Origin of the sequence: Pseudomonas sp. 13B_2.1_Bac1, assembly GCF_025466155.1 — a bacterium.
Taxonomy (GTDB): Bacteria; Pseudomonadota; Gammaproteobacteria; order Pseudomonadales; family Pseudomonadaceae; genus Aquipseudomonas; species Aquipseudomonas aylmerensis.
In genome coordinates, this window is the sequence record NZ_JANLOH010000025.1 from 1 (window position 1) to 25,088 (window position 25,088).

Here is a 25,088-nt window from a genome sequence, read left to right on the forward strand (position 1 = left end):
TTTCGGAACGTTCTTCGGTGCGAATTGATCTAGTCTTCGTCACCCAGGGAGAGACCGCCATGTTCCGCTACTTCGAGCAACTCAGTTCGCGCATCGCCGCGCCGTTCATGCCGGGCTCATCGCGCGATAGCAAGGTGTGGCAATGCCGTTGCGGGCAATCGCTGTTCTTTCGCAACAGCCAGTGCCTGGCCTGCCAGGCCGTGCTCGGCTACCAGCCGCAGCAAAGCCGCTTGTCCTCCCTGCAACCCGGCCCCGTCGCCGGCACGTGGCTGCAGGATGACAACCTTGACGCCGGCGCCTTCCGCCGCTGCGCCAACCTCGACACGCCCGCTGCCTGCAACTGGCTGATCCCTGCCCACAGCACCGCGCCACTGTGCGTGGCGTGCAGCCTCAACCGCACCATCCCGGACCTTTCTATTGCAGAAAACCGCGAGCGCTGGCGCAAGGTCGAGACCGCCAAGCGCCGACTGGTGGCGCAATTGATCAGCCTCGGCCTGCGCGTGGTGCCCAAGAGTGAGGATGAGGACAACGGCCTGGCCTTCGACTTCGTCGGCATCGACCTGGAAGGCAATGCGCCGATGACCGGCCATGCCAACGGCCTGATCACCCTCGACATCAAGGAAGCCGACGACGCCCACCGCGAGAAAATCCGCGTGCAGATGCGTGAGCCGTATCGCACCTTGCTTGGCCATTTTCGCCACGAGGTCGGCCATTATTATTGGGATCGGCTGATTGCCAATAGCCACTGGCTGGAGCCTTTTCGCCACCTGTTCGGCGACGAACGCGCCAGTTACGCGGATGCCCTTGACCAGCACTACCAGAACGGCCCGCGCCCCGACTGGCAGCAAACCTGCGTCAGTGCCTACGCCACCATGCATCCCTGGGAAGATTGGGCCGAAACCTGGGCTCACTACCTGCACATGATGGACGCCGTCGACACCGCCCTGGGCTTCGGCATGAGCGCCCGCGAGATGGACCTGGATTACCAGCCATTCCCGCTCTCCACCCTGTATGACCCTGAGCATCCCGGGGGAGTGGCGTTCCTGTCGTTCGTCAACGCCTGGATCGAACTGGCCGGCATGCTCAACGAACTATCGCGCAGCATGGGGCAGCCGGATTTCTATCCCTTCGTGTTACCCCCCGCGGTGATCGCCAAGCTGCACTTCATTCACCTGGTCATCCAGGAAGAGGGCGGCCGCGCCGACGACGCGGTGATCCTGTAGGCGCCGGCAAGCCAGCTCCTACGGGCGGACACAAGTGCTTGAACCATCGAATATTTTTAATCCGGCACCAACGGTTGTAACTTCCGATGAGATCGGTACAATGGCGCGGCTTGCCGAGAGGCAAGCGTCGTTATGGTGACCCCATCGGTCCCCCCGCAACGATTACCCGTGAACCTGGTCAGAGCCGGAAGGCAGCAGCCACAGCGGGAACATTGTGTGCCGGGGTGTGGCTGGTGGGGTTGCCTCCATAACGCTCTTCCGCAACACCCCTCAAAAATCCTGTTCAGTTCCAATCGCCATTGGCGAATCGATGTCTGCTGCGCGCTTTATGGCCGATACAGTGGAAAAGCCTTGAACGTCGGCACCAATTCCTCGCCCATCTTTTGCGTGCTTTCTACCGGGTCATCCGGTGTGGGAATATTCCTGGCGAAGTGAAAGATGATGATCTGATCCGTGGCGCTGTCCTTGTAGTACTTGAAGAAGCTGATTTCAGAGAATTGCCCATCCTTGCGCAGTGACTTGGGGAAGAACAGCATCAGGTACAAGACCCCGGTCCTGTTGTCCGTCGTCAGGATCGCCGGCATGTTCGGGTTTTCCTGCTGGTGGAGTTGCACGGTGCGTTTGCCCAGGTCGAGCGGCTCGAAGCGGTTCTGATCGCGTGGGACGACGGTGAAGTCGAGCATTTCACTCCAGGCATCGACGCTTTCCTGCGGTGGGAAAAACTCCCACAGCCCCGGTTTGCGGAATTTGAGTACAAACGTCTTGCCGGCGAACTGCACCGACTGAGTGTCGGCGATGGAGGGGCGTGACAGGTCGGGGGTCGGCGCGGAGGCGCAGCCGGCCAGCAGGGCTACGAGCGACACGATAAGCAGGGTAGCTTTCATTTCAATCCTTGAATGTTTTCAGGTACGAGCGTCATGCGCCCGTGACAGTAGCCGAATGCGCCGGCAAATACCTCGCTTAACGGTCATTGCACGGTTTAACGGCACCCTGGTGAGGGCCCTTTCACAGGTTTTAATACTTACTCTGGACAACCCAAAACCACCTTGCTAGTTTGCGCCGGCTACTTGTTTCAGATTATGACAAGAGCACGCAATGATATTGAAGTGCTATCACTTCTTTAACTCACAAGGATGTCTGTGATGAAAAGCCTGCAAGGGTTGCCCCGTCTTATCAGTGCTTCGGTAGGTGCTCCCGGTAAAGCCCGTAACTTGCCCGCCGATGTTCAGTGCATCCAGTATCTATTCAACTTGATCATTCCCAAGATGGGCTTTCCACTGGCCGAAAACGGCAAGTGTGACGGCCAGTTGGTGCAGTGCATCAGCCAGTATCAGTTTCGCCACCTTAAATATGCCCACCCCGATGGCGTGATCGACCCCACCGGCCGGACCTTCAACAGTCTGATCGAAGAGGCGGTGAAGGTGCCGGTCAAAGCCTTCCCGACCCTGCGCATCCCCAGCTTCTTGAATGCGTTCGGCAATAACCAGGGCGATGCCGTGCAGGCGACGGTCAATGTGTACCTGGACCGCGTTCGCGCGACGATCGAGGCCGAGCGGCGTAACCGGCAACTGATGATGCAGGCCACGTGCGACGGGGGCATGACGCTCAGCGATACAGACTTCCAGAACGCCGCCACGCAGTTGGGCAACGGTATTTCGGTGAATGTGATCAAGGCTTTCGCGACCATCGAGTCTGGCGGGCGCTTTGGGTTCGGGCCGGCCAAGTTGCCGATCATCGCCTTCGAAGGGCACCACTTTCGCAAGTACACCAAGCATATCTACGACCAGGCGCACCCGCTGCTGTCTTACCGCTACGAGAGAAAAGCCGGGCCGCAGTGGCAGGTCAACAACAAGGACCAGGTCAAGGCCTGGGAAACCATGGCGACCGCCTTCGCCCTCGATCAGGAAGCGGCGTTGATGTCGGCGTCCTGGGGGATGTTTCAGGTCATGGGCTTCAACTTCGGATCGTGCGGTTACAAGACCGTGTTTGAATTCGTCGCGGCATTAAAGGTGAATGCTGGCAACCAACTTAAAGCGTACTTGAGTTTTTGCAGCAAGAGCCCGGCGCTGATGAAGGCAATGAAGGCCAAGGATTTTACCGCCATGGCCTACAACTATAACGGCGAGGACTACGGCAACTATGACGTCCTTATGAAAAAAGCCTACGAAGAATTTGAAAGGAAGAAATAAGATGATCCGTTTTCTTGCTGTTGGCGTGTTGTCATTGTGTGCCGTTGCCCCTGCGTTTGCTGGCACCCCTGCGTTGCATTCGGGCAAGTACGAGGGCCTGATGTTGGCAGTGACGCCTGACCATCAAGTCGAAGGTTTCTACGCCGAGGAACTGGGCGAGGGCGTGACCCGCAGTTGCGCGTTTTACCTGCAAGGCCAGCCCGGCGCACTGACCACCTGGCACGACGAAGCCTACCCCGGCAGCGTGGCCCCGTCGTCCGACGGCGTTACCCTGACTGTGCAGCAGGGCCGCCAGCATCCCGGCTGCATGAACGTGCTGATGCCGGAGATTGCCACCGGCCTGGAGCTGACCCAGACCGCCAGTAAAAACTGGATCGGCCTGGTCACGGTGGCCGCCGACAAGGCGTATTTGCAGAAAACCCCTGGCGCCAAGGCCGCCAAGCGCCCGTATATTGTCAAGGGTGATGTGGTGGGCGTGCTGGCCGTCAAGGATGGCTGGGCCCAGGTCGAGTTCATCAATGCCCAGGACCGTTCGTTCAGCGGCTGGATCAGCCAGGGCCAATACAGCCGTCTCGCGCCGCCGCGCTGAGACCTCCCGAACGCCGCTGCGTGCCTGGCACGCAGCGGCGTTTTTGTGTCCGGGGTTCAGGCCTTGTTGCGGTTGAACAACTTGCGCACCCCGGCGAGCAGCGCCACAACGCCGATCACCAGAAACTTTTTCGCCGCCAGCAGGAAGATGCCGATCTTGGCGAACAAGCCGGCCTTGGCGGCAATCCCGCCGGCTACCAATGCCGCGAGGCCGTAAGTGGCCAGCTTGTCGGTTTTCGGGTTGAAGTCGGTGTAGAGATTGCCGTCGGTGAAGTTGGTGAAGGCCAGGACCTTGGGCATTTCCTGCTTGATCGTGGACAGGTCGGCCATCGCGGCGACGGCGTTGAGTTCCAGCACGCCTTCACGGCCCAGCACACGGATGCTGTAGTTGAGGGTGGTTTGCTCGGCGTCGTCGGCCTTCAGTTCGCGGGCCCAGTACATCTTGTGGGTGGTGTCGTCGTAGCGCGGCGGCTCGGCCCAGCCCAGCAGGTGCAGGCCCGCGTAGCCTTGTTTCTGGCGTTCCTGATTCTCGGCTTCGTCTTCTTCCTGCATTTGCTTGAGCAGGTCGGCGTAGTCGATTTTCGCGGCATCCTCGTCGGAAATGTGCCCGTCTGCCTTGTAGCTGACGATCACGCCCCAGCCGCGCTCCGACAGCGGGCTGACGGCTTTCGGCACGATCATGCCCAGGGTCTTGAAGCCCGGCGGGTTGCCCCAGCCATCGGTCAGCAGGCGCTCGGTGTCGGCCGGGTCGAGGTAGTAGAACTCGTCGTTGAGCTTGAGCGTGGCGATGCCGCTGGGCAGGCTGATGGTGCCGGTCTTCTGCTTGAGTGATGCAAGAAAGTGCTCAGCCGTTTCCGCGGGGGCGCTGGCTTCTACGGGGGCAGGTGGGGCGGCTGCGAAAGCGGGGGCGACAGGCAGGCTCAGGGCGGCCGCCGCCAGTAACAGGCGGAAGTAATTCATGGTAGTCCCTTACATTTTGAATTAATTTCGCGGGAGGATAATACGAAATAGCTGCTACGGGTTAGCCAAACGTCTCGCGCAGCAGCCCGGCGAAGGCGTCCCGTGCCAGGTGCCGCTGGGTGTCCTTATGCCAGAACAGCAGGTTGTCCACGGCCTGCAGTTCCTCGAATCGGTACGACGCCAACTGGTTGGCCTGCTCATAGCGGGCCAGGATGCCTTCGGGCGCGAGTGCCACGCCAATCCCGGCGCTGACGCAGCCGATGATTGTGCCCCAGCTGGCGTAACTGGCGATGGTCGGCTTGAAGTCATGGGGCTTGACCCAGTTTTCGAGTGCCGCGCGGTAGGGGCAGCCGGGTGGCCAGACCAGCAAGGTGCGCCCGGCCAGGTCCTGGGCACTCTGGATGGGGGCGCTGGAGGCACTCGCGATCAGCACCAGGCGCTCGCTGTAGACCACGCTGTGTTCCAGCTTCGCGCGTTTATTGCCCGAGGCCACCAGTGCCACGTCCAGGCGGTGGTGCTGCAGGTCATCGAGCAGTTGGCCCCAGGCACCGGTCACCAGTTCCAGGCTGACCTCCGGGTAGCGTCGATGATATTCCGCCAGCAGTGGCGGCAAGCGGCCGCTGGCGCTGGACTCCACCGCCCCGATCCGCAAGGTCCCACGCGGGATGGCATTCGCGTCCACGGCGCGTTTGGACTCATCCACCAGGGCGAGGATGCGCTCGCAGTAATCGAGGAAGATCTCACCCGCCGCGCTGATCGCCAGCCCACGCCCAGCGCGGATGAACAGCGGGGTGCCCAGCTCGCTCTCCAGTTGCTTGATGCGCGTGGTGATATTGGACGGCACGCAGTGCAATTGCAGGGCGGCCTGGGCCACGCTGCCGGTTTGCGCCACGGCTCGCACCATTTTCAGTTGGGCCAGTTCCATCGCTCAGTTCCAGTGATTTCAGAAGTCAGAAACGGTTAATTGTCCTGCGCCTTGGCCGGGCCAAGACTGACGGCATTCCTTCTCAGTTCCGGACGCCGTCGATGAATACCCCGTCACCCGTAAAGCTTACGCTAGTCATCGCCAGCGTCATCCTCTGTTGGGCCTATTCGCCGATTGGCGTGCACATGGGGCTGCACAGCTACAGCCCCGGCCAGTTGGCGTTGCTGCGGTTCTTGATTGCCTCGGTGTTCATGGGCGCTGTAGCCCTGGTGCTGGGCATCGGCCGGCCGCGCCTGCGGGATGTGCCGTGGTTGCTGGTGCTGGGGTTCTTCGGGGTGTTCCTGCACCACACCAGCCTCAATTATGGGCAGCAATGGGTGACGGCGGCAGCCTCCAGTGTGCTGGCGCAGTCGGCGCCATTGTTCAGCGTGCTGATCGCATTTGTCTGCCTCAAGGAACGGGTCAGCCTGTGGCGTTGGAGCTGCGTCTTGCTGGGATTGCTCGGCGTGCTGGTGGTGATCTGGGGTGATCAGGGCGTGAGCGATATCGACCCGCGAGGCTTGCTGATACTGCTCGCGGCGGTGTCGTGGAGCGTGTATTTCGCCATCCAGAAACACTATGCCCACCGCTACAGCCCGCTGACCATGGCGTGCTACATGGTGTGGGCCGGCACGCTGATGCTCTGCGTGAACCTGCCGGGCCTGCCCGCCGCCGTGGCGCAGGCACCATTGGCGGAAAACCTGGCGGTGCTGGTCCTGGGTATCTTCCCCAGCGCCCTGGCCTACCTGGCCTGGGGCTACGTGTTGAAGCATGTCGAGGTCAGCCGTGCGTCGGTGGCGATGTACCTGATTCCACCGGTCGCCATGGTGATGGCCGCGACGCTGCTGGGCGAGCACATTGCCGTGCAAGTGATGCTCGGCGCGGTGATCGTGCTGGCCAGTGTCGCGGCCATCAGCCTGGAGGGGCGCTGGCGCTCAGTCGTTCAGGCTGAACGCACGCAGGCGGTGGCCGTCGAGGTCCTGGGCGACAAAGGTGTAGCCGAAATCCACGGCGGTCGGTGATTGAATGATCGTCGCGCCACGTTCGACCCACACGTCGTGCAACGCGTCCACGGCGCCGGTGTCGGGCAGCGAGAAGCCCACTTCACCACCGCCGCCGGTCAACTGCGCTGCCGGCGCCACGGTATGACGCGACCACAGCCCGAGTTTCACGCCGTTGCCCAGAATGAACAGGGCAAACGTCGGGTTGAGTTCCACCGGCGGCTGGTCCAGCAGGCGGCTATAGAAGTTGGCGCTGGTGGCCGGGCTGTCGACGTACAGCAGGAAGTAATGAGCGACGGTGTGCATGCTGGCTCCTTGAGGACGGGCGTTTGAGTGGGGCCAGTCTATAAGGCGGTACTGTCAGTTCCTGTCAGGAGTGTGCAGGGGCTGCGCGCCTTCCCCGGTGTACAGCTGGATGATGTCATCGATCTCGCCCGACATCTTCATCCGCAACAGCGTGCGCAGGATGCGCTGCACCGGCACGTCCGGGTCATTGCGCACGGTGCAGCCGAGGTTCTGCTCATCGATCACCGCGACCTTGTGCAGCTTTTGGCCGATCGGCATGCGCTGGTTGAAACGGTCGAGAATCCATTCGTTGATCACCGCGAACTTGAAGCGCCCGGCCACCAGTTTGTGCAGCACCTGTTCTTCGCTGCGCGCATCGTCGCGGGTGAGTTTGCCGCTGGCAAACAGCGGGTCGAGCGTGGCGTAGCGATAGTTGAGCACCGTGCCGATCGATTGCGCCGGCAACTGCTTCACATGGACCGGTTGCGCGGGCACCTGGGTGCTGACCAGCAAATTGCGCTGCACCATCAGCGGGATGCTCCAGGTGTAATCACCGGACAGGTTATCGAACCAGGCCTGGGTGACATAACAGCGCACGTCGATCTCGCCGTGTTCCATGGCCGCCGAGATACGCGCCCGTGCCAGCACGTGGAACTGCGCCGGTCGGCCGACCTGGGTGGCCAGGCTCAACATCAAGTCATACAAAATCCCCTGGGTGGGCCGGCCGTCCTCCAGTTGCACCATGGGCATCGCCCAGCTGTCGGAAACCGAGAAGCGCAGCGGTGCGGGCGCCGCCAGGCTGGCCGAGGCAATCATCCATAAAGCGCCCAGGACTACGCGCATAGACTCTCCGGGTTCAGGCCTTTTCGGGGCCAATCAGCAGAGCTTAGTCAGATTAGACGAGCGTGCCGGATGCAATTTCCCCCTTGCTCCGCTAGCATTACCGGCTCCCGCTTCCCAGTTGCGACGGTTTTCGATGAGTTATCAGGTTCTTGCACGTAAATGGCGTCCGCGCTCGTTCCGCGAAATGGTCGGCCAGACCCATGTGCTCAAGGCTCTGATCAATGCCTTGGACAGCCAACGGCTGCACCACGCCTACCTGTTCACCGGTACTCGCGGGGTGGGCAAGACCACCATTGCGCGCATCATCGCCAAATGCCTGAACTGTGAAACCGGTATCACTTCCACGCCCTGTGGCACGTGTTCGGTGTGCCGGGAAATCGACGAAGGGCGTTTTGTCGACCTGATCGAGATCGACGCCGCGAGCCGCACCAAGGTCGAAGACACCCGCGAGCTCCTCGACAACGTGCAGTACGCGCCGAGCCGTGGTCGCTTCAAGGTCTACCTGATCGACGAAGTGCACATGCTTTCCAGCCACTCTTTCAACGCCCTGTTGAAGACGCTGGAAGAGCCGCCGCCCTACGTCAAGTTCATCCTGGCCACCACCGATCCGCAGAAACTCCCTGCAACGATTCTGTCGCGGTGCCTGCAGTTCTCGCTGAAAAACATGACCCCCGAGCGTGTGGTCGAGCATCTGACCCACGTGCTGGGCGTCGAGAACGTGCCGTTCGAAGACGACGCACTGTGGCTGCTCGGCCGTGCGGCGGACGGTTCGATGCGCGACGCCATGAGCCTCACCGACCAGGCCATTGCCTTTGGTGAAGGCAAGGTCATGGCCGCCGATGTGCGCGCCATGCTCGGTACCCTGGACCACGGCCAGGTGTTCGACGTGCTGCACGCGCTGATCGAAGGCGACGCCAAGGCGTTGCTCGAAGCTGTGCGCCACTTGTCGGAGCAAGGCCCGGACTGGAACGGCGTGCTCTCGGAAATCCTCAATGTGTTGCACCGCGTTGCCATCGCCCAGGCGTTGCCGGAAGGTGTCGACAACGGCCATGGCGACCGCGACCGCGTGTTGGCGCTGGCCCAGGCCTTGCCGGCCGAAGACGTGCAGTTCTACTACCAGATGGGCCTGATCGGGCGCCGCGACCTGCCGCTGGCGCCGGACCCGCGAGGTGGCTTCGAGATGGTCATGCTGCGGATGCTGGCCTTCCGGCCCGCTGACTCGGCGGACGCACCGAGACAGCCGCTAAAGCCAGTGGGGATCAGCCAGGCCACAGTTGATTCCGCCAAACCAGTGGCTGGCGCGGCGGTGGTTGCGCCAGTGGTTGCTGCACCTGTTGCGCCGGCGCCTGAGCCTGCGCCCGTCGCGGCAGCGCCGGTGGTTACGCCGCCTCCGGTGGCCGAGCCCGAGCCTGCGTCTGTTGTCGACCTGCCCTGGAATGATCCGGTAGAGCCTGAAGTCGAGCCCGAACTGCAGCCTGCGGTGGAGCCCGTGCTGGAAACGGCCGGCGAGCAGCCGGAACTGACGCCGATGCCTACGCCGACCCCTGACAGCGTGGTGCCGGATGCGCCGGAGTGGGTCGCCGCGCCGGTGCCGGAACCGACCGTCGCTCAGGTCGAGGCCGCCGTTCCAGGGATCGACCTGGATGACGAGCCGCCGCTGGACGAAGACTACATCGAGCCGGACATGGATTCGGCCTACAGCTACCTGGACGACCTGGCCAGCGAGCACACCGCCGAGCCGGCCCCGGAGCCCGAGGCCGAGCCTGCTGCGGCGCCGGCCACCGGCCTGGCCCTGCAATGGCTGGAGCTGTTCCCGAAGTTGCCGATCTCCGGCATGACCGGCAGTATTGCCGCCAACTGCACCCTGATTTCCATCGAGGGCGACCACTGGCTGTTGCACCTGGACCCGGCCCACAGCGCCCTGTTCAACGCGACCCAGCAACGTCGCCTCAACGATGCCCTGAACCAGTACCATGAGCGCACGCTGACCGTCGCCATCGAGCTGATCAAGCCTGAGCAGGAAACCCCGGCCCAGGCCGCGACCCGCCGGCGCATCAACCGCCAGCGCGAAGCCGAGGACTCGATCCAGGCTGATCCGCTCATCCAGCAAATGATGCAACAGTTCGGCGCCGTCGTTCGCCACGATACAATTGAACCTGTCGAAGCCCCGGTGCCCCAGGCGTCCTGATACCGGGCTACTAAATTGATCCACGTACTTTGAGGTGATTCCCATGATGAAAGGTGGCATGGCCGGCCTGATGAAGCAGGCGCAGCAGATGCAGGAAAAGATGGCCAAGATGCAGGAAGAACTGGCCAACGCCGAAGTCACCGGTAAAGCCGGTGGCGATATGGTCAGCGTGGTGATGACCGGTCGTCACGACATCAAGCGCGTGAGCATCGACCCAAGCGTGTTGCCAGGCGTGGGCGAAGATGACCTGGAAATGCTCGAGGCGCTGTTCGCCGCGGCCGTCAACGACGCCGTGCGCAAGATCGAAGCCAACAGCCAGGACAAAATGTCCGGCGTGACCGCTGGCATGCAATTGCCACCGGGCATGAAGCTGCCGTTCTGATCGGCGAGCTTTAGCTAGACTCCAGTGCCAGGCCTCGTGCCTGGCATTTTTTTTGGGTGTGACGTCGGTTTGCCACGCTGCTGCGATGCACACGCGACGGGGCGATAGACGAAACATCGAACCGCAAGCGCTCTACCATGGTCTGCACCCTATACCGATGAATTCGATAAAGGAGCCCCCTGATGCCTCAAGAACCGATTCTTAACCAGCGCATCGTCCTGGTCTCACGCCCGCAGGGCGCCCCGACCCCGGAAAATTTCCGCCTGGAACGCGTGAACCTGCCGGAGTTGGCAGACGGCCAGGTTCTCCTGAAAACCCTGTACCTGTCCCTCGACCCCTACATGCGTGGCCGCATGAGCGATGCACCGTCCTATGCCGCGCCGGTGGAAATCGACGAGGTGATGACCGGTGGCGCTGTCAGTCGTGTCGAGCAGTCGCGTAATCCGAAATTTGAAGTGGGCGACCTCGTCGTTGGTTCCACCGGCTGGCAGAGCCACAGCATTTCCGATGGCCGCAACCTGATGCCGGTGCCCAAGGGCCTGGCCAGCCCGTCCATGGCCCTTGGGGTGCTGGGCATGCCGGGCATGACCGCGTACATGGGCCTCACGGACATCGGCCAGCCACAGGCCGGCGAAACCCTGGTGGTGGCGGCAGCGTCCGGCGCCGTGGGCTCGGTGGTGGGGCAGGTGGCCAAGCTCAAGGGCTTGCGTGTGGTAGGTGTGGCGGGAGGCGCGGACAAGTGCCGCTACGTGGTCGAGGAGTTGGGTTTTGACGCCTGCATTGATCACAAGAGCGCGGATTTTGCCAACGAGTTGGCCCTGGCGTGCTTCAAAGGCGTGGACATCTATTTCGAAAACGTCGGCGGCAAGGTGTTTGACGCGGTCGTGCCGCTGCTCAACCCCAAGGCGCGGATTCCGCTGTGTGGGCTGATTGCCGGTTATAACGCGCATGAACTGCCGAGTGGTCCTGACCGTCTGCCGGCGCTGCAGCGGACCTTGCTGACCAAGCGGGTGCGTATCCAGGGCTTTATCGTGTTCGACGACTACGGTGATCGCCATCCGGAGTTCATCAGTGCCATGGCGCCATGGGTGCGCGAGGGCAAAGTGAAATTTCGCGAAGACGTGGTCGATGGCCTGGAGCAGGCGCCCGAAGCGTTTATCGGTTTGCTGGAAGGACGCAACTTCGGCAAGTTGGTGGTACGTGTCGCGCAGGATTGAGGATTTGACGCTCATCCGGGGCGCGGGTATAAACCGCGTCTCGTTGTTTTGTCGGACCATTGCCCCATGAGCTTCAGCCCTCTGATTCGCCAACTGATCGACGCCTTGCGCACATTGCCGGGCGTTGGCCAGAAAACCGCCCAACGCATGGCGCTGCAGCTGCTGGAGCGTGACCGCAGCGGCGGCACCCGGCTGGCCCAGGCCCTGAGCCAGGCCATGACTGGCGTGGGTCACTGCCGCCAGTGCCGCACCCTCACCGAAGAAGAACTTTGCCCGCAATGCGCCGACCCGCGCCGCGATGACACCCTGCTGTGCGTGGTGGAAGGGCCGATGGATGTGTACGCGGTGGAACAGACCGGCTATCGCGGGCGCTACTTTGTGCTCAAGGGTCATCTGTCGCCGCTGGACGGCCTGGGCCCGGAGGCCATCGGCATTCCGCAACTGGTGGCGCGCATTGAAGAGCAGGGCACCTTTACCGAGGTGATCCTGGCGACCAACCCTACGGTGGAAGGTGAAGCGACGGCGCATTACATCGCGCAGTTGTTGACCAACAAAGGCCTGATCACCTCGCGCATCGCCCACGGCGTGCCGTTGGGTGGCGAGCTGGAGCTGGTGGATGGCGGGACGCTGGCTCACTCGTTCGCAGGTCGCAAGCCGATCGCGCTGTAAAAAACGCTACAGCTCAAAATGTGGGAGCGGGCTTGCTCGCGAAAGCGGTCTGTCAGTGCCAAGTGCACTGACTGTTCCACTGCTTTCGCGAGCAAGCCCGCTCCCACATTAGTTTTGTATTGTCAGCAGAATGTGCGCATAACTTGATAACCAAGCAAGCGCTTGGTAAGTTCGCTCCACCTCACCGTGGAGCTTGCCGATGTCTGCCTTCCAGGACTACTTCGACCCCAGCCACCAATTGGTCCGCGACAGCGTGCGCCGTTTTGTCGAGCGTGAAATGCTGCCGGACATCGAGCAATGGGAGGAGGCCCACAGCTTTCCCCGTGAGCTGTACCTCAAGGCCGGTGCGGCGGGGATCCTGGGGATTGGTTATCCCGAGGCCCTCGGCGGTAGCCATGAAGGTGACCTGTTCGCCAAGGTGGCCGCCAGTGAGGAGCTGATGCGCTGCGGTTCCGGCGGGGTGGTGGCGGGCTTGGGTTCGTTGGATATCGGCTTGCCGCCGATAGTCAAATGGGCATTGCCATCGGTGCGCGACCGGGTGGCACCACAGGTGCTGTCGGGCGAGAAGATCATCGCCCTGGCGGTGACCGAGCCGGGCGGCGGCTCCGATGTGGCCAGCCTGCAGACCCGCGCCATTCGGGAGGGCGAGCATTACCGCGTCAGCGGCAGCAAGACCTTTATCACCAGCGGCAGCCGTGCCGACTTCTACACCGTTGCCGTGCGCACCGGCGGGCCGGGCTTTGCCGGTATCAGCCTGCTGCTGATCGAGAAAAACACCGCCGGTTTCACCGTTGGCCAGCCCCTGAAGAAAATGGGCTGGTGGGCGTCGGACACCGCTGAATTATTCTTCGACGATTGCCGTGTGCCCGTAGGCAACCTGATTGGCGCCGAGAACATGGGCTTCGCCTGCATCATGGGCAACTTTCAGAGCGAACGCCTGGCGCTGGCATTGATGGCCAACATGACTGCGCAGATGGCGCTGGAGGAAAGCCTCAAGTGGGCTTCCCAGCGCGAAGCGTTCGGCAAACCCATCGGCAAGTTCCAGGTGCTCAAGCATCGCCTGGCGGAAATGGCTACCGCTGTGGAGGTGTCCCGCGAGTTCACCTACCGCCAGGCAGCGAAGATGGCGGCCGGCAAGAGTGTGATCAAGGAAATCTCCATGGCCAAGAACCTCGCCACCGACACCGCCGACCGCGTCACCTATGACGCCGTGCAAATCCTCGGCGGCCAGGGCTACATGCGCGGCAACTTGGTGGAGCGGCTGTACCGCGATAACCGCATCCTGTCCATCGGCGGGGGCACCCGCGAGGTGATGAATGAGATCATCAGCAAGCAGATGGGGTTGTGATCCTGGGGGCTCTGTCGAGCGCTATCGCTGGCAAGCCAGCGCCTACAGGTGGGCGCCTGCCAAGGTGGGAGCCGGGCTTGCTCGCGATGGGGCCGGTACAGGCAGCGATTAACGTTCGTTCAACGCGAACCGCGTCAGGCAGAAGGTCGGGATACCCATGTCTTCCAGGCGTTGCGACCCACCCAGCTCCGGCAGGTCGATGATCGCCGCCGCTTCGAAGATCTTCGCCCCCATGCGCCGCACCAGGTTGGCCGCCGCAATCAGGGTGCCACCGGTGGCGATCAGGTCATCGAACATCAGTACCGAGTCGCCCTCGCAGAGGCTGTCGGCGTGGACTTCCAGGAAGGCTTCGCCGTATTCCGTCTGGTAACCCTCGGCCAGGACGTCAGCCGGCAGCTTGCCCTGCTTGCGGAACAGGATCAGCGGTTTGTTCAGTTGATAGGCGATGATCGAACCGATCAGGAAGCCCCGCGCATCCATCGCGCCGATATGGCTGAAGTCGGCCTCGACATAACGGTGTGCAAAGGTGTCGGCCACCAGGCGCAGGGCCTTGGGCGATTGGAACAAGGGCGTGATGTCACGAAAGATCACCCCAGGCTTGGGGAAGTCGATGACGGGACGGATCAGGGATTTGATGTCGAACGAATCGAAGGTCATCGGCGCAGAGTCCTGGGCGTGGAAAACGGACGCCAAGTATACCTGCGGCCTTGCCAATTGGCGCGGCCGCAGGCGTCTGCCTCAGGTCTCCAGGGAGCCACCGGCGAGTGCGCACAGCTGGATCGGATCGAGGATATGCACTTCCTTGCCTTCGGCGGCGATCAGCTCGTTCTGCTGGAAGCGGGTAAACACGCGGGACACGGTTTCCACGGCGAGGCCCAGGTAGTTGCCGATTTCATTGCGCGACATGCTCAGGCGGAACTGGTTGGCCGAGAAACCCCTGGCGCGAAAACGTGCCGACAGGTTGACTAGGAACGTGGCGATCCGCTCGTCGGCGGTTTTCTTCGACAACAGCAGCATCATTTGCTGGTCGTCGCGAATCTCGCGGCTCATCACGCGCATCAGCTGGCGGCGCAGTTGCGGTAACTGCAGGGCCAGTTCGTCGAGGCGCTCGAAGGGAATTTCGCACACCGACGTCGTCTCCAGCGCCTGGGCCGACACCGGGTGGATCTCGGTGTCCATGCCCGACAAGCCGACCAGTTCGCTGGGCAGGTGGAAACCGGTGATCTGTTCCTCGCCGCCGTCGCTCAGGCTGAACGTCTTCAGGGCGCCCGACCGTACTGCATAGACGGAGTCGAACTTGTCGCCCTGGCGAAACAGAAACTCGCCTTTTTTCAGTGGGCGACCGCGTTTAACGATCTCGTCCAGCGCATCCATGTCTTCCAGATTCAGCGAAAGTGGCAGGCAGAGGGGGGCCAGGCTGCAATCCTTGCAATGAGCCTGGCTGTGAGCGCGCAGTTTAACTGGCTCGGACATTTCTTAAATCCTTGTGGGAAAACACACATAAGACGTAAGGGTAACGCACTGGGGGGCGCCGAGGCCAGCCTGTACAAAAAACCGGCACCGGTATAAAGGTTTTTGTAACAGGGTCGATACAGTGGTGTACCTCCATGAGCCGGAGCTCAGAACATGTCCGTTATCGCTGCCAACAACCCTGCCATCCGCCTGCCGATCGTGCCGGATACGAAACCTGCTGCAGGGGCCGATGAAAAGGCCGAAGCCCCCGCGCCTGCTGCTGAAACCAAGGCGGTCGAGGGTGTGGCGGTGAAGATTTCCAGTGCCGGTTTCCAGGCTGCCAAAGCCGATTCCAACAAGGACATCGACGACAGCAACCTGAAGGACAGCATCAAGCAACTGCTGAAAATGATTCGTGAGCTGAAGAAGCAGATTGCCGACAAGATGGCCGAAATCGCGGCGGCTTCGGCGGATAACTCCTTGACTCCCGAGGCGCGCCAGGCGCGGGTGGGCAACCTGCAGGCCTCGCTGGCGGCCTTGCAAAGCGGCCTGACGATGGCCCAGATGCAACTGGGCAAGGCCTTGAAGGACGAGCCAGCCGACGCACAGATGCAAGCCATGAGCCTGGCGTCGAAGTAGCGTCCGCTCAGATCACCCGCGAAAATCGCTGCCTGTTCTGGTGTTCCAGATAGGCATCGAACACCATGCACACCGAGCGTACCAACAGCCTGCCAGCCGGCAGCACGCGGATGCCCTGCGCGTCCAGTTCGATCAGGCCGTCCTGCGCCATGGTCTCCAGTTGGGGCCATACGTCGTCAAAATACCCGCGAAAATCAATGTTGAAAGCCTGCTCGACCCGATCAAAGACCAGGCTGAAATTGCAGATCAATTGCTGAATCACCTCGCGTCGCAGCCGATCATCGGTGGTGCACAGCAAGCCACGGCTGGTGGCCAGTTGAGCGCCGGCGAGGGTGTTCTGGTAGCCGTTGAGGTCGCTGGTGTTCTGGCAGTACAGGTCACCGATCTGGCTGATGGCGGACACGCCGAGCCCGATCAGGTCGCAATGCCCATGGGTGGTGTACCCCTGGAAGTTGCGTTGCAGGGTGCCTTCTTCCTGGGCGACGGCGAGTTCGTCGTCCGGCAGGGCAAAGTGGTCCATGCCGATGTAGCGATAGCCGGCCTGGGTCAGTTGTTCGATGGTGGTTTGCAGCATCAGCAACTTGGACGCCGGTGACGGCAGTTCGTCGGTGTTGATCCGCCGCTGGGGCATGAAGCGCTCAGGCAGGTGGGCATAGTTGAATACCGACAGGCGGTCCGGTTGCAGCCTGATCACTTCCTCCACGGTGCGCGCGAAATTGATCGGGGTCTGCTTGGGCAGGCCGTAGATCAGGTCGATATTGATCGAGCGAAACTGCAGGGTGCGCGCCGCGTCGATCACCGCGCGGGTCTCTTCCAGGCTTTGCAGGCGGTTGACCGCGCGCTGCACGTCCGGGTCGAGGTCCTGCACGCCGATGCTGACGCGGTTGAAGCCCAGTTCGCGCAGCAGGCCCATGGTCGCCCAGTCGGCCTCGCGCGGGTCGATCTCGATGCCGTAGTCGCCGGAGTCATCGTCAAGCAGATTGAAGTGCTGGCGCAGGCTGCCCATGACCTGGCGCAGTTCGTCGTGGCTGAGAAAGGTCGGCGTGCCGCCGCCCAGGTGCAGTTGTTCCACCGGCTGCTTGGGGTCGAGGTGGCAGGCCACCAGTTGGATCTCCTGCTCCAGGCGCTGCAGGTACGCCTGGGCGCGGCCACGGTCCTTGGTGATCACCTTGTTGCAGGCGCAGTAGTAGCAAATGTTCGCGCAGAACGGCACATGCACATACAGCGACAGCGGGCGCACCGCCTTGCGGCTGTCGCGCAGGGCGTGGAGCAGGTCGAAAGTCCCGACCTGGCTGTCGAATTGTACGGCGGTGGGGTAGGACGTGTAGCGCGGTCCCGCCAGGTCGTAGCGGTGAATCAGATCGGTGTCCCAACGAATGGCGTCGAGCATGCGGGCGTTCCCCCGGATAGGCTAGTGGGCCGAGTCTAGGGGTGTGACCTGGAGGGCATGTTGATTTGCATCAACGGGGAGCGGCGCTATGCCACATGGCCTTTTAATGGCCCATTAGCCAGTGTTGATGCGGACCGGGCAATGTCCAGACGCCGAACAGGATCACCAGCAAGCCGCCGGCCACGCGCACACTGCGTTTGCGCAATAACGCCGTGACCCGCTCCGCTGCCAGGCCGGTGGCCAGCAGCACTGGCCAGGTGCCCAAGCCGAATGCCAGCATCAGCAACGCGCTGTCCAGCGCATTGCCCTGGCTCGCCGCCCACAGCAGGGTGCTGTAGACCAACCCGCACGGCAACCAGCCCCACAGCGCGCCCAGCAGCAATGCGCGGGGCAGGCTGGACACCGGCAGCAAACGGTTCGCCACCGGCTGTATATAGCGCCACAGGCCGCGTCCGAGGCTTTCGATGCGCGTCAGGCCGCTCCACCAGCCGGCCAGGTACAAACCCATGCTGATCAACAGCAACCCGGCGAGTACACGCATGAACATCGCCGCCGGGCTGTTGGCCACGGCCCAGCCGGCCAGGCCGATCAACAACCCCGCCGTGGCATAGCTGAGGATGCGCCCCAGGTTGTACGCCAGCAGCAGGCGAAAGCGGCGGCTGCGTTGCTCCTTGGGAATCGCCAGGGTCAGCGCGCCCATCAGCCCGCCGCACATGCCCAGGCAGTGGCCACCGCCCAGCAGGCCGAGAATCAGCGCGGAGACCAGCAGCGGCGCGAGTTCAAGCATGGGGCGGATCTTTGGGCGCGGGCGGCTGTTCGGGGCCGTTGGCTTCGTCGATGGCGGCCAGGTGGTTGGGGTCCTGATCGTCGAACAGCACGCTGTGGGCCGGGCCGTCGAGGTCATCGTACTGGCCGCTGTCCACCGCCCAGAAGAAGATGTAGATAGCGACACCGACTAACAGCAGCGCCGCCGGAATCATCACGTATAGAGCTGGCATCTGCACTCCATGCCCGCGCGGCTCAAGCCGGCAGCGGGCGGGTTACTGAGGGGGCGCTGTGGGCCGGCGCGCTCGGCAGGCGAGTCAGGCGCAGGGCGTTGAGCACCACGGTCAACGAACTGAGGGACATGCCGATCGCCGCCCAGATCGGGGTGATCCAACCGAGGGCGGCAAACGGCAGCATCAGGCCATTGTACAGCCCGGCCCACAGCAGGTTCTCAATGATTACCCGGCGGGTGCGCCGTGCCAGGCTGAAGGCTTGCACCAGCGCGTCGAGGCGGTTGGACAGCAGCACCGCATCGGCGCTGGTCTTGGCCAGATCAGTGGCCGAGCCCATGGCCACGCTGATATCGGCAGCGGCGAGCACCGGCACATCGTTGACGCCATCGCCGAGCATCAGCACCGTGCGGCCTTGCTGGTGCAAGCGTTGCAACACCTGCAGTTTGTCGTCGGGGCGCAGGCCGCCGTGGGCTTCGTCGATGCCCAGCTCAGCGGCGACACTCGCGACCATCGGCGAGGTGTCCCCCGACAGCAGCAGCGTGCGCCAGCCACGCGCCTTGCACGCGGCCAGCAACGCGGGTGCGTCGCTGCGCAGGCGGTCGTCCAGCACGAACCAGCCGAGGGCGCCGTCACGGTCACCGAACAGCAGCCATTGGCCGGCTTCGTTCGGCGAGGCCGGCATCGGGCAGCCACTGAGTTCGCAGACAAACCCCGGCTGGCCGATGCGCAGCAGGCGTTCACCGACGCGACCTTCCAGGCCGAGCCCGGGGAAACTCAGCACTTCATCGGCGGCCATGGGCGCACGGCCAAACGCGCGGGCAATCGGGTGTTCGGAGCGGTTTTCGAGGGCGGCGGCGAGCGCCAGGCACAAGTCGCTGCTGGTGGCGCCCAAGGTGCGGATGGCTTTGAGTGCCAGGCGGCCTTCCGTGAGGGTGCCGGTCTTGTCGAAAATCACCGTGTCGATCTGGTTCAAGCCTTCGAGCACGTGGCCCCGGGTCAGCAGCAGGCCGAGTTTGTGCAGGGTGCCGGTGGCGGCGGTGAGGGCGGTCGGCGTGGCCAGGGACAGCGCGCACGGGCAGGTCGCAACCAGCATCGCCAGCACGATCCAGAACGCCCGCGACGCATCCAGCTCCCACCACACCAGGCCGATCACCGCCGCGGCGATCAGCGAGCACAACAGGAACCACTGCGCGGCGCGGTCGGCGATCTGCGCCAGGCGCGGTTTCTCGGCCTGGGCCCGCTCCAGCAGGCGCACGATGGCGGACAGGCGCGTGTCATGGCCCAAGGCCCGCACTTCGACCTTCAGGGCGCCTTCGACATTCAGGGTGCCGGCAGTCACCGCATCGCCCGCGCGCCGGGGTTGCGGCAGGTATTCTCCGGTGAGCAGCGATTCATCGATGCTCGATTGACCTTCGAGGATCACCCCGTCCGCAGGCAGAACCGCGCCGGGATGCACCAGCACCCGGTCGCCCACCGCCAGTTCGCTCAAGAGGATGCGCTCGCTCTGGCCATCCCCCTTGAGGCGCAGGCACGAGGCTGGCAGCAGGTTGACCAATTGCGCGGTGGCCGCCGCCGTCCGCTCGCGTGCGCGGCGCTCCAGGTAACGCCCGGCGAGCAGGAACAGGGCGAACATGCCGACGGCGTCGAAGTACAACTCGCCGACCCCGGTGATCGCCGTCCAGATACCGGCCAGATAGGCCCCGCCAATCGCCAGGGAGACCGATACATCCATGGTCAGGTGGCGGGTGCGCAGATCGCGCAGGGCGCCTTTGAAAAACGGCGCGCAGCTGTAAAACACGATGGGTGTTGTCAGAAACATCGCCACCCAACGCAGGATCACGTGCAGCTCGGGGCTCAGGTCGATATTGAATTCCGGCCAGGTGGCCATGGTCGCCATCATCGCCTGGAACCACAGCAAGCCGGCCACGCCCAATTGGCGCAGGGCCAGGCGGTTTTCGCTGGCCAATTGCTCGGCGGCACGGTCGGCCTGATACGGGTGCGCGGCGTAGCCGATGTGGCGCAGTTCGCTGAGCAGTTGGCTCAACGGCAACTGGCCATCGGCCCAGCGCACCTGCAGGCGATGGTTGGACAGGTTCAACCGCGCCTCGGCGACGGCGGGCAGGCTGCGCAGGTGTTTTTCGATCAGCCAGCCACAGGCGGCGCAGCTGATGCCTTCCATCAGCAGTGTCGCTTCGGCGAGATCGCCGTCGTGGCGCACGAAGGGTTTTTGCACGTCGGCGCGGTCATACAGCGCCAGTTCGTCGACCAGTTGCACGGGCAGCGCCTCGGGGTTGGCCGAGGCTTCGCTGCGGTGCTGGTAATAGCTTTCCAGGCCCCCGGCCACGATGGCTTCGGCCACGGCCTGGCAGCCGGGGCAGCACAGCTCGCGGCGCTCGCCGAGGATCACCGCCGTGAAGCGGCTGCCGGGCGGGACGGGGAGGGCGCAGTGGTAGCAGGGGGTTGGGCTGGTCATGGGTAGGGATTCTAGCCGGCTGGGAGGGCCGCATCGCCGGCAAGCCGGCTCCTGCAGGGTAACGCGTCAGGCCTGCAGGCGCCGGCTTGCCGGCGATGCGCGAAGCGCAGGTGGATTATTTTTTCAGGTCTTCGGCACCCTGCAGTGGCTCATCACCCAGCAGCAAGTCCTTGTCGTGGCTGACCTGTTCTTCTTCGAACATGCGCCAGGTGCGGTCGCCTTCCACGCCGAGCAACTCGACGAAACGACGGCCTTCGACTTTGTCGGTGACCTGGCCGATGTAGCGGCCGGCCTCGCTGTCGCTGCGGGCCAGGTTGATCTTGCGATCCTTTTCCGGCTGGGTCGGGGAGATCAGGTTCAGTTCCAGGGTCGCCGGGTTGCTGTTGCCGGTCAGGTGCACGTCGACTTCGCCTGTCAGCTCGTCCAGGTGCACCTTGGCGCGCAGTTGCAGGGTCTGGGCCAGCAGTTCGCGGTCCAGTGAGCGGTTGATGCCTTTGCCGGCCTCGTAGTAGTTGTCGTTGACCAGGTTGTCCGGGTTGCTCACCGCGATGGTCACCATGGACAAGGTCAAGGTCACCGAGCAGGCCAGGATCCCAATGATGATCCAGGGCCAGAGGTGCTTGTACCAGGGGCTTGCGGCAGTAGCTACGGACATTCTCATGCTCTCTGTTTAACGGACTTGTGGGCCGATGAATCGGCTCTTGGCTTCGATCTGGACGCTGGTGTCATCGGCATCGCGCAGGATGAAGGTCACCTCGTTGGTGCTCGACGGCAACTGCTCCGGTGCACTCGACAACTCCACCGGCATGCTGACGATATCGCCGGCGGCCACCTTGATTTCGCGCCGGCCCTGCAGCTTGAGATCCGGCAGGCCGGCGGCGTCGAGCACGTAGGTGTGGTCGCGCTGGTCCTTGTTCATGATCTTCAGGCTGTAGACGTTTTCGATCCGGCCCTCGGCATTTTCGCGGTACAGCACGCGATCTTTGCTGACGTCGAAACCCACCAGCGAGCGCATGAAAAACGCCCCGACCAACAGGCCGATCATCGCCAGCAACACCAGCGCGTAACCAATCAGGCGCGGGCGCAATTTGTGGGTCTTCTGCCCGGACAGGTTGTGCTCGGTGGTGTAGCTGATCAGGCCGCGCGGGTACTCCATCTTGTCCATGATGTTGTCGCAGGCATCGATGCAGGCGGCGCAACCGATGCACTCGATTTGCAGGCCGTCGCGGATGTCGATGCCGGTGGGGCAGACCTGCACGCACATCGTGCAGTCGATGCAATCGCCGAGGCCCTGGGCCTTGTAGTCGACACCTTTTTTACGCGGGCCACGCACTTCGCCACGGCGGGGGTCGTAGGAGACGATCAGGGTGTCCTTGTCGAACATCACGCTCTGGAAGCGCGCATACGGGCACATGTAGATACACACCTGTTCACGCAGCCAGCCGGCATTGCCGTAGGTGGCGAGGGTGAAGAACCCGACCCAGAAATACGACCAGCCATCGGCCTGGCCGGTGAAGAAGTCGAACACCAGTTCGCGGATCGGCGAGAAGTAGCCGACAAAGGTCATGCCAGTGACAAACCCGATCAACAGCCACAGGGTGTGCTTGCTGAATTTGCGCACGAACTTGTTGATGCCCATGGGCGCTTTATCGAGCTTGATGCGCTGGTTGCGGTCGCCTTCGGTGACTTTTTCGCACCACATGAAGATCCACGTCCACACGCTTTGCGGGCAGGTATACCCGCACCACACGCGGCCGGCGTAGACCGTGATGAAGAACAGGCCAAACGCCGCCACGATGAGGATGCCCGAGAGCAGGATGAAGTCCTGGGGCCAGAAGGTTGCGCCAAAAATGAAGAACTTGCGCTCCGGCAGGTTCCACCACACTGCCTGGTGTCCGCCCCAGTTCAGCCACACCGTGCCGAAGTAGAGCAGGAACAGGCCGGCGCCACCGAGCATGCGCAAGTTGCGGAACAGGCCGGTGAAGGCGCGGGTGTAGATTTTCTCTCGCGACGCATAAAGGTCGACGGATTGGCTGGCGTTTTTGGCAGGCGGGGTAACGTCATGTACCGGTATCTGGTTGCTCATCATTGCATCCCACGGCGGTGGAGATTTGCCTCGGCCAGTACGTGCCAACCGGGGTCAAATTAAGGGTGTTGCAGTGGCCTAATGATACGCCCCCGACAGTGCGCAAAGGGTGCGACCTTTGGTCGCGTTGGGGGAAATCAATTGATGGTGTACGTGACCTGGATCAATTGACTTGAGAAGTATGGACGGTTTTTGCCGGTGAGCAGTTCATTCGTCCCACGGATTTATCAGGGGAACACCACTGGACTTGAAGTCGCTGACGTTACGCGTCACCACGGTGAGCCCATGCACCAGCGCAGTTGCGGCAATCAATGCGTCACTTTCGTTAGCTTGGTCCGGCACCTGTAAATGGGCACAACGCAGCGCAACGGCGGCATCAACCGGCAATATTCTGGCATCGAACGCTGGCATTACATGACGTTTGAGCCACGTACGCAGCACTTTCCCCTGGGCCGGGTCTCGGCGCTCCATCCGCAGTACGCCGGTTTCCAGTTCTTTCAGCGTAATTGCTGAGATAAACATGCGTGGGGCGATAACGCTTTTTGCCCAGGCGATCACTCTTGCATCAGCCTGAGGTTTACGAAGTTCAGAGATTACGTTGGTGTCTAGTAGGTACATTCAAGAGAGGTCCACGGGGCGCTGAGTGATCACGGCACGTTCGGTTTCAAAGTCGATTTCGGCCGCTTCCGGCATCACCAACAGGTCAACGATGTCGACATTCAGACCTGTCAGTTTCTGGTAGTCCTCAATGCTTAGCAGTACATGGGCTGGCTTGCCGCGATCAGTGATAAAAACCGGCCCCTGACGGGCGGCTTTTTTGGCACCGCTTGTGTCTTGGTTGAATTCCCGACTGGAAATGGTGGTGATAGTCATGGGCATCCCCCCTTCGGTAGATTGAATGTAGTTACGTTACTACTTTGTGGCGGCGGGCGACAAGCTCGATGTTACGAGCGGTTGAGCATTCGGCCGTTGAAATGGCAGCAGCCAGAAAAAACAAAGCCCCGTGATTCGGGGCTTTGTCATGACTAAGGCTTACTGCTCTTCAGTCTTCTTGTCCCCATGGGACAAGCTGTACACATACGCCGCCAGCAGGTGCACCTTGTCGTTGCCCTGCAGTTGCTCCTGCGCAGGCATCTGGCCCTGACGGCCCCAGCGGATGGTCTGCTGCAGTTGCGCGAAGCTCGAGCCGTAGATGAACGCGCCCGGGTGCGTCAGGTCGGGTGCGCCCATGGCGGGGGTGCCTTTGCCGGCCGGGCCGTGGCAGGCCACGCAGTTGGCGGCGAAGAGTTTCTCGCCGTTGGCCACGTCGGCCTTGGTGCCTTCCGGCAGCTTGCGCCCATCGAGGTTGGTGACGACGAAGGCAGCCACATCGGCCACGCCCTGTTCCTTGAGGATATCCAGCCAGGCCGGCATCACCGCATGGCGACCCTTCATGATGGTTTCCTTGATGGTGGCCGGCTCGCCACCCCAGCGCCAGTCGGCGTCGGTCAGGTTGGGGAAGCCATAGGCACCCTTGGCGTCGGAGCCGTGGCAGACCGAGCAGTTGGAGGCGAACAGGCGGCCACCCATCTTCAGGGCCTGTGGGTCCTTGGCGACTTCCTCAATTGGCATCGACGCGAATTTGGCGAAGATCGGCCCGAACTTGGCGTCCGACCTGGCCATTTCCTTTTCCCATTCGTGCACGCCGGTCCAGCCGGTCTGCCCGTTGGCGAAGGGGGTTTGCTTGTCGTTGTCGAGGTAGTTGTAGCCCGGCAGCAGGCCTTTCCAGTTGCCCAGGCCGGGGTAGAGCGCCAGGTAACCGAGGGCGAAAATGATGGTGCCGACGAACAGCATGAACCACCACTTGGGCAGCGGGTTGTCGTACTCCTCGATGCCGTCGAACGAGTGGCCGACGGTCTCGTCGGTCTGCTCGGCGCGCTGGCCCTTGCGGGTCGACAGCAGCAGCCAGGTCAGGGCGAAGATGGTACCCAGACTGAGGACTGTGACGTACAGACTCCAGAACGTAGTCATTCTTTGTTACTCCTAGAAGCTTGCTCGACGTGCTTGATGGCTTCGGGATCATCCGCAAAGGGCAGCATGGTCGCGTCGTCAAACTCCGACTTGCGTCGCGGGCTGAACACCCACAGCGCCAGGCCGACAAAGGCCACCATCACTACAACGGTGCCCAGGCCTCGAATCATCCCGATATCCATG

Annotated in this window: 27 protein-coding genes and 1 other RNA gene; 11 read left to right on the forward strand and 17 right to left on the reverse strand. The window is 62.5% G+C overall.

Annotated features, from left to right (window positions below):
* Positions 1–59 precede the first annotated feature (59 nt).
* Both NTD80_RS05415 and ffs read left to right on the forward strand, forming a co-directional pair.
* Positions 60–1,223 carry a putative zinc-binding metallopeptidase gene (locus NTD80_RS05415; RefSeq protein ID WP_262132551.1) on the forward strand — a complete coding sequence of 388 codons (1,164 nt, stop codon included), beginning with the start codon at positions 60–62 and terminating at the stop codon, positions 1,221–1,223.
* 142 nt (positions 1,224–1,365) lie between these two features.
* Positions 1,366–1,462, forward strand: an RNA gene (gene ffs / locus NTD80_RS05420) — signal recognition particle sRNA small type.
* 87 nt (positions 1,463–1,549) lie between these two features.
* On the opposite strand, the gene NTD80_RS05425 is transcribed toward ffs, so the two are convergent.
* Complete coding sequence (locus NTD80_RS05425; protein WP_262132518.1) at positions 1,550–2,107, reverse strand: hypothetical protein; 558 nt, start codon at positions 2,105–2,107, stop codon at positions 1,550–1,552.
* A gap of 258 nt (positions 2,108–2,365) precedes the next feature.
* Here NTD80_RS05425 and NTD80_RS05430 point away from each other — a divergent pair, with 258 nt between their 5' ends.
* The gene (locus NTD80_RS05430; RefSeq protein ID WP_262132519.1) at positions 2,366–3,412 is read left to right on the forward strand and encodes an N-acetylmuramidase family protein; all 1,047 of its coding nucleotides are present in this window, start codon (positions 2,366–2,368) and stop codon (positions 3,410–3,412) included.
* A 1-nt stretch (position 3,413) separates the two neighbouring features.
* On the forward strand, positions 3,414–4,001 hold the full coding sequence (locus tag NTD80_RS05435) for a hypothetical protein (RefSeq protein WP_262132520.1): 588 nt from the start codon (positions 3,414–3,416) through the stop codon (positions 3,999–4,001).
* A gap of 56 nt (positions 4,002–4,057) precedes the next feature.
* On the opposite strand, the gene NTD80_RS05440 is transcribed toward NTD80_RS05435, so the two are convergent.
* Together NTD80_RS05440 and NTD80_RS05445 are read right to left on the reverse strand one after the other, a co-directional pair.
* A complete protein-coding gene (locus NTD80_RS05440) occupies positions 4,058–4,960 on the reverse strand; it encodes a DUF2167 domain-containing protein (RefSeq protein WP_065909570.1) in 903 nt (300 codons plus the stop codon).
* Between the two features lie 61 nt (positions 4,961–5,021).
* A complete protein-coding gene (locus NTD80_RS05445; RefSeq protein WP_065909572.1) occupies positions 5,022–5,885 on the reverse strand; it encodes a LysR family transcriptional regulator in 864 nt (287 codons plus the stop codon).
* A gap of 101 nt (positions 5,886–5,986) precedes the next feature.
* Between NTD80_RS05445 and NTD80_RS05450 the strand changes: the two genes are divergently transcribed.
* Positions 5,987–6,946 (forward strand): DMT family transporter, encoded by a 960-nt coding sequence (locus NTD80_RS05450; protein ID WP_106802976.1) that lies wholly within the window; start codon positions 5,987–5,989, stop codon positions 6,944–6,946.
* On the opposite strand, the gene NTD80_RS05455 is transcribed toward NTD80_RS05450, so the two are convergent.
* Together NTD80_RS05455 and NTD80_RS05460 are read right to left on the reverse strand one after the other, a co-directional pair.
* Entirely contained in the window at positions 6,860–7,231 is a 372-nt protein-coding gene (locus tag NTD80_RS05455) for a VOC family protein (RefSeq protein WP_065909579.1), read from the reverse strand. The genes NTD80_RS05450 and NTD80_RS05455 overlap by 87 nt on opposite strands.
* Before the next feature lie 54 nt (positions 7,232–7,285).
* Positions 7,286–8,053 (reverse strand): substrate-binding periplasmic protein, encoded by a 768-nt coding sequence (locus tag NTD80_RS05460; protein WP_262132523.1) that lies wholly within the window; start codon positions 8,051–8,053, stop codon positions 7,286–7,288.
* 133 nt (positions 8,054–8,186) lie between these two features.
* Here NTD80_RS05460 and dnaX point away from each other — a divergent pair, with 133 nt between their 5' ends.
* The 5 genes from dnaX to NTD80_RS05485 all read left to right on the forward strand — a co-directional run bounded on the left by dnaX (position 8,187) and on the right by NTD80_RS05485 (position 13,857).
* Entirely contained in the window at positions 8,187–10,241 is a 2,055-nt protein-coding gene (gene dnaX, locus NTD80_RS05465) for a DNA polymerase III subunit gamma/tau (RefSeq protein ID WP_262132526.1), read from the forward strand.
* Between the two features lie 43 nt (positions 10,242–10,284).
* Entirely contained in the window at positions 10,285–10,623 is a 339-nt protein-coding gene (locus tag NTD80_RS05470; RefSeq protein ID WP_003193199.1) for a YbaB/EbfC family nucleoid-associated protein, read from the forward strand.
* 182 nt (positions 10,624–10,805) lie between these two features.
* Positions 10,806–11,840 (forward strand): NADP-dependent oxidoreductase, encoded by a 1,035-nt coding sequence (locus NTD80_RS05475; RefSeq protein ID WP_065909583.1) that lies wholly within the window; start codon positions 10,806–10,808, stop codon positions 11,838–11,840.
* Between the two features lie 66 nt (positions 11,841–11,906).
* On the forward strand, positions 11,907–12,509 hold the full coding sequence (gene recR, locus NTD80_RS05480) for a recombination mediator RecR (protein ID WP_015885312.1): 603 nt from the start codon (positions 11,907–11,909) through the stop codon (positions 12,507–12,509).
* Between the two features lie 199 nt (positions 12,510–12,708).
* A complete protein-coding gene (locus NTD80_RS05485) occupies positions 12,709–13,857 on the forward strand; it encodes an acyl-CoA dehydrogenase family protein (protein ID WP_262132529.1) in 1,149 nt (382 codons plus the stop codon).
* A gap of 108 nt (positions 13,858–13,965) precedes the next feature.
* Here the strand turns inward: NTD80_RS05485 and NTD80_RS05490 are convergent, their stop codons facing one another.
* Together NTD80_RS05490 and fnr are read right to left on the reverse strand one after the other, a co-directional pair.
* Positions 13,966–14,514, reverse strand: a complete 549-nt coding sequence (locus tag NTD80_RS05490) for an adenine phosphoribosyltransferase (RefSeq protein WP_213553489.1) — start codon at positions 14,512–14,514, stop codon at positions 13,966–13,968.
* Between the two features lie 81 nt (positions 14,515–14,595).
* Positions 14,596–15,330, reverse strand: a complete 735-nt coding sequence (gene fnr / locus NTD80_RS05495) for a fumarate/nitrate reduction transcriptional regulator Fnr (protein ID WP_065909589.1) — start codon at positions 15,328–15,330, stop codon at positions 14,596–14,598.
* Positions 15,331–15,483: 153 nt separating this feature from the next.
* On the opposite strand from fnr, the gene NTD80_RS05500 reads away from it, so the two are divergent.
* A complete protein-coding gene (locus tag NTD80_RS05500; RefSeq protein WP_201145692.1) occupies positions 15,484–15,948 on the forward strand; it encodes a hypothetical protein in 465 nt (154 codons plus the stop codon).
* Positions 15,949–15,955: 7 nt separating this feature from the next.
* Here NTD80_RS05500 and hemN read toward each other — a convergent pair whose 3' ends face one another.
* The 10 genes from hemN to NTD80_RS05550 all read right to left on the reverse strand — a co-directional run bounded on the left by hemN (position 15,956) and on the right by NTD80_RS05550 (position 25,087).
* Positions 15,956–17,338, reverse strand: coding sequence for an oxygen-independent coproporphyrinogen III oxidase (gene hemN / locus NTD80_RS05505; RefSeq protein WP_262132530.1), 1,383 nt, complete (start codon positions 17,336–17,338; stop codon positions 15,956–15,958).
* A 103-nt stretch (positions 17,339–17,441) separates the two neighbouring features.
* A complete protein-coding gene (locus NTD80_RS05510) occupies positions 17,442–18,125 on the reverse strand; it encodes a sulfite exporter TauE/SafE family protein (protein WP_120449427.1) in 684 nt (227 codons plus the stop codon).
* Complete coding sequence (gene ccoS / locus NTD80_RS05515) at positions 18,118–18,336, reverse strand: cbb3-type cytochrome oxidase assembly protein CcoS (RefSeq protein ID WP_065909596.1); 219 nt, start codon at positions 18,334–18,336, stop codon at positions 18,118–18,120. Before ccoS ends, NTD80_RS05510 begins: the two co-directional genes overlap by 8 nt.
* Before the next feature lie 22 nt (positions 18,337–18,358).
* Entirely contained in the window at positions 18,359–20,809 is a 2,451-nt protein-coding gene (locus tag NTD80_RS05520) for a heavy metal translocating P-type ATPase (RefSeq protein WP_262132533.1), read from the reverse strand.
* 115 nt (positions 20,810–20,924) lie between these two features.
* Entirely contained in the window at positions 20,925–21,464 is a 540-nt protein-coding gene (locus tag NTD80_RS05525) for a FixH family protein (protein ID WP_262132535.1), read from the reverse strand.
* A 15-nt stretch (positions 21,465–21,479) separates the two neighbouring features.
* On the reverse strand, positions 21,480–22,895 hold the full coding sequence (ccoG, locus tag NTD80_RS05530; protein WP_262132537.1) for a cytochrome c oxidase accessory protein CcoG: 1,416 nt from the start codon (positions 22,893–22,895) through the stop codon (positions 21,480–21,482).
* A gap of 207 nt (positions 22,896–23,102) precedes the next feature.
* Positions 23,103–23,513, reverse strand: a complete 411-nt coding sequence (locus tag NTD80_RS05535) for a type II toxin-antitoxin system VapC family toxin (RefSeq protein ID WP_262132539.1) — start codon at positions 23,511–23,513, stop codon at positions 23,103–23,105.
* Positions 23,514–23,768: a type II toxin-antitoxin system Phd/YefM family antitoxin gene (locus NTD80_RS05540; protein WP_262132541.1), complete on the reverse strand. Its 255-nt coding sequence runs from the start codon at positions 23,766–23,768 to the stop codon at positions 23,514–23,516.
* A 159-nt stretch (positions 23,769–23,927) separates the two neighbouring features.
* Complete coding sequence (ccoP, locus tag NTD80_RS05545; RefSeq protein ID WP_065909604.1) at positions 23,928–24,905, reverse strand: cytochrome-c oxidase, cbb3-type subunit III; 978 nt, start codon at positions 24,903–24,905, stop codon at positions 23,928–23,930.
* Complete coding sequence (locus tag NTD80_RS05550; protein WP_005790274.1) at positions 24,902–25,087, reverse strand: CcoQ/FixQ family Cbb3-type cytochrome c oxidase assembly chaperone; 186 nt, start codon at positions 25,085–25,087, stop codon at positions 24,902–24,904. Before NTD80_RS05550 ends, ccoP begins: the two co-directional genes overlap by 4 nt.
* Between the last annotated feature and the right edge of the window lies 1 nt (position 25,088).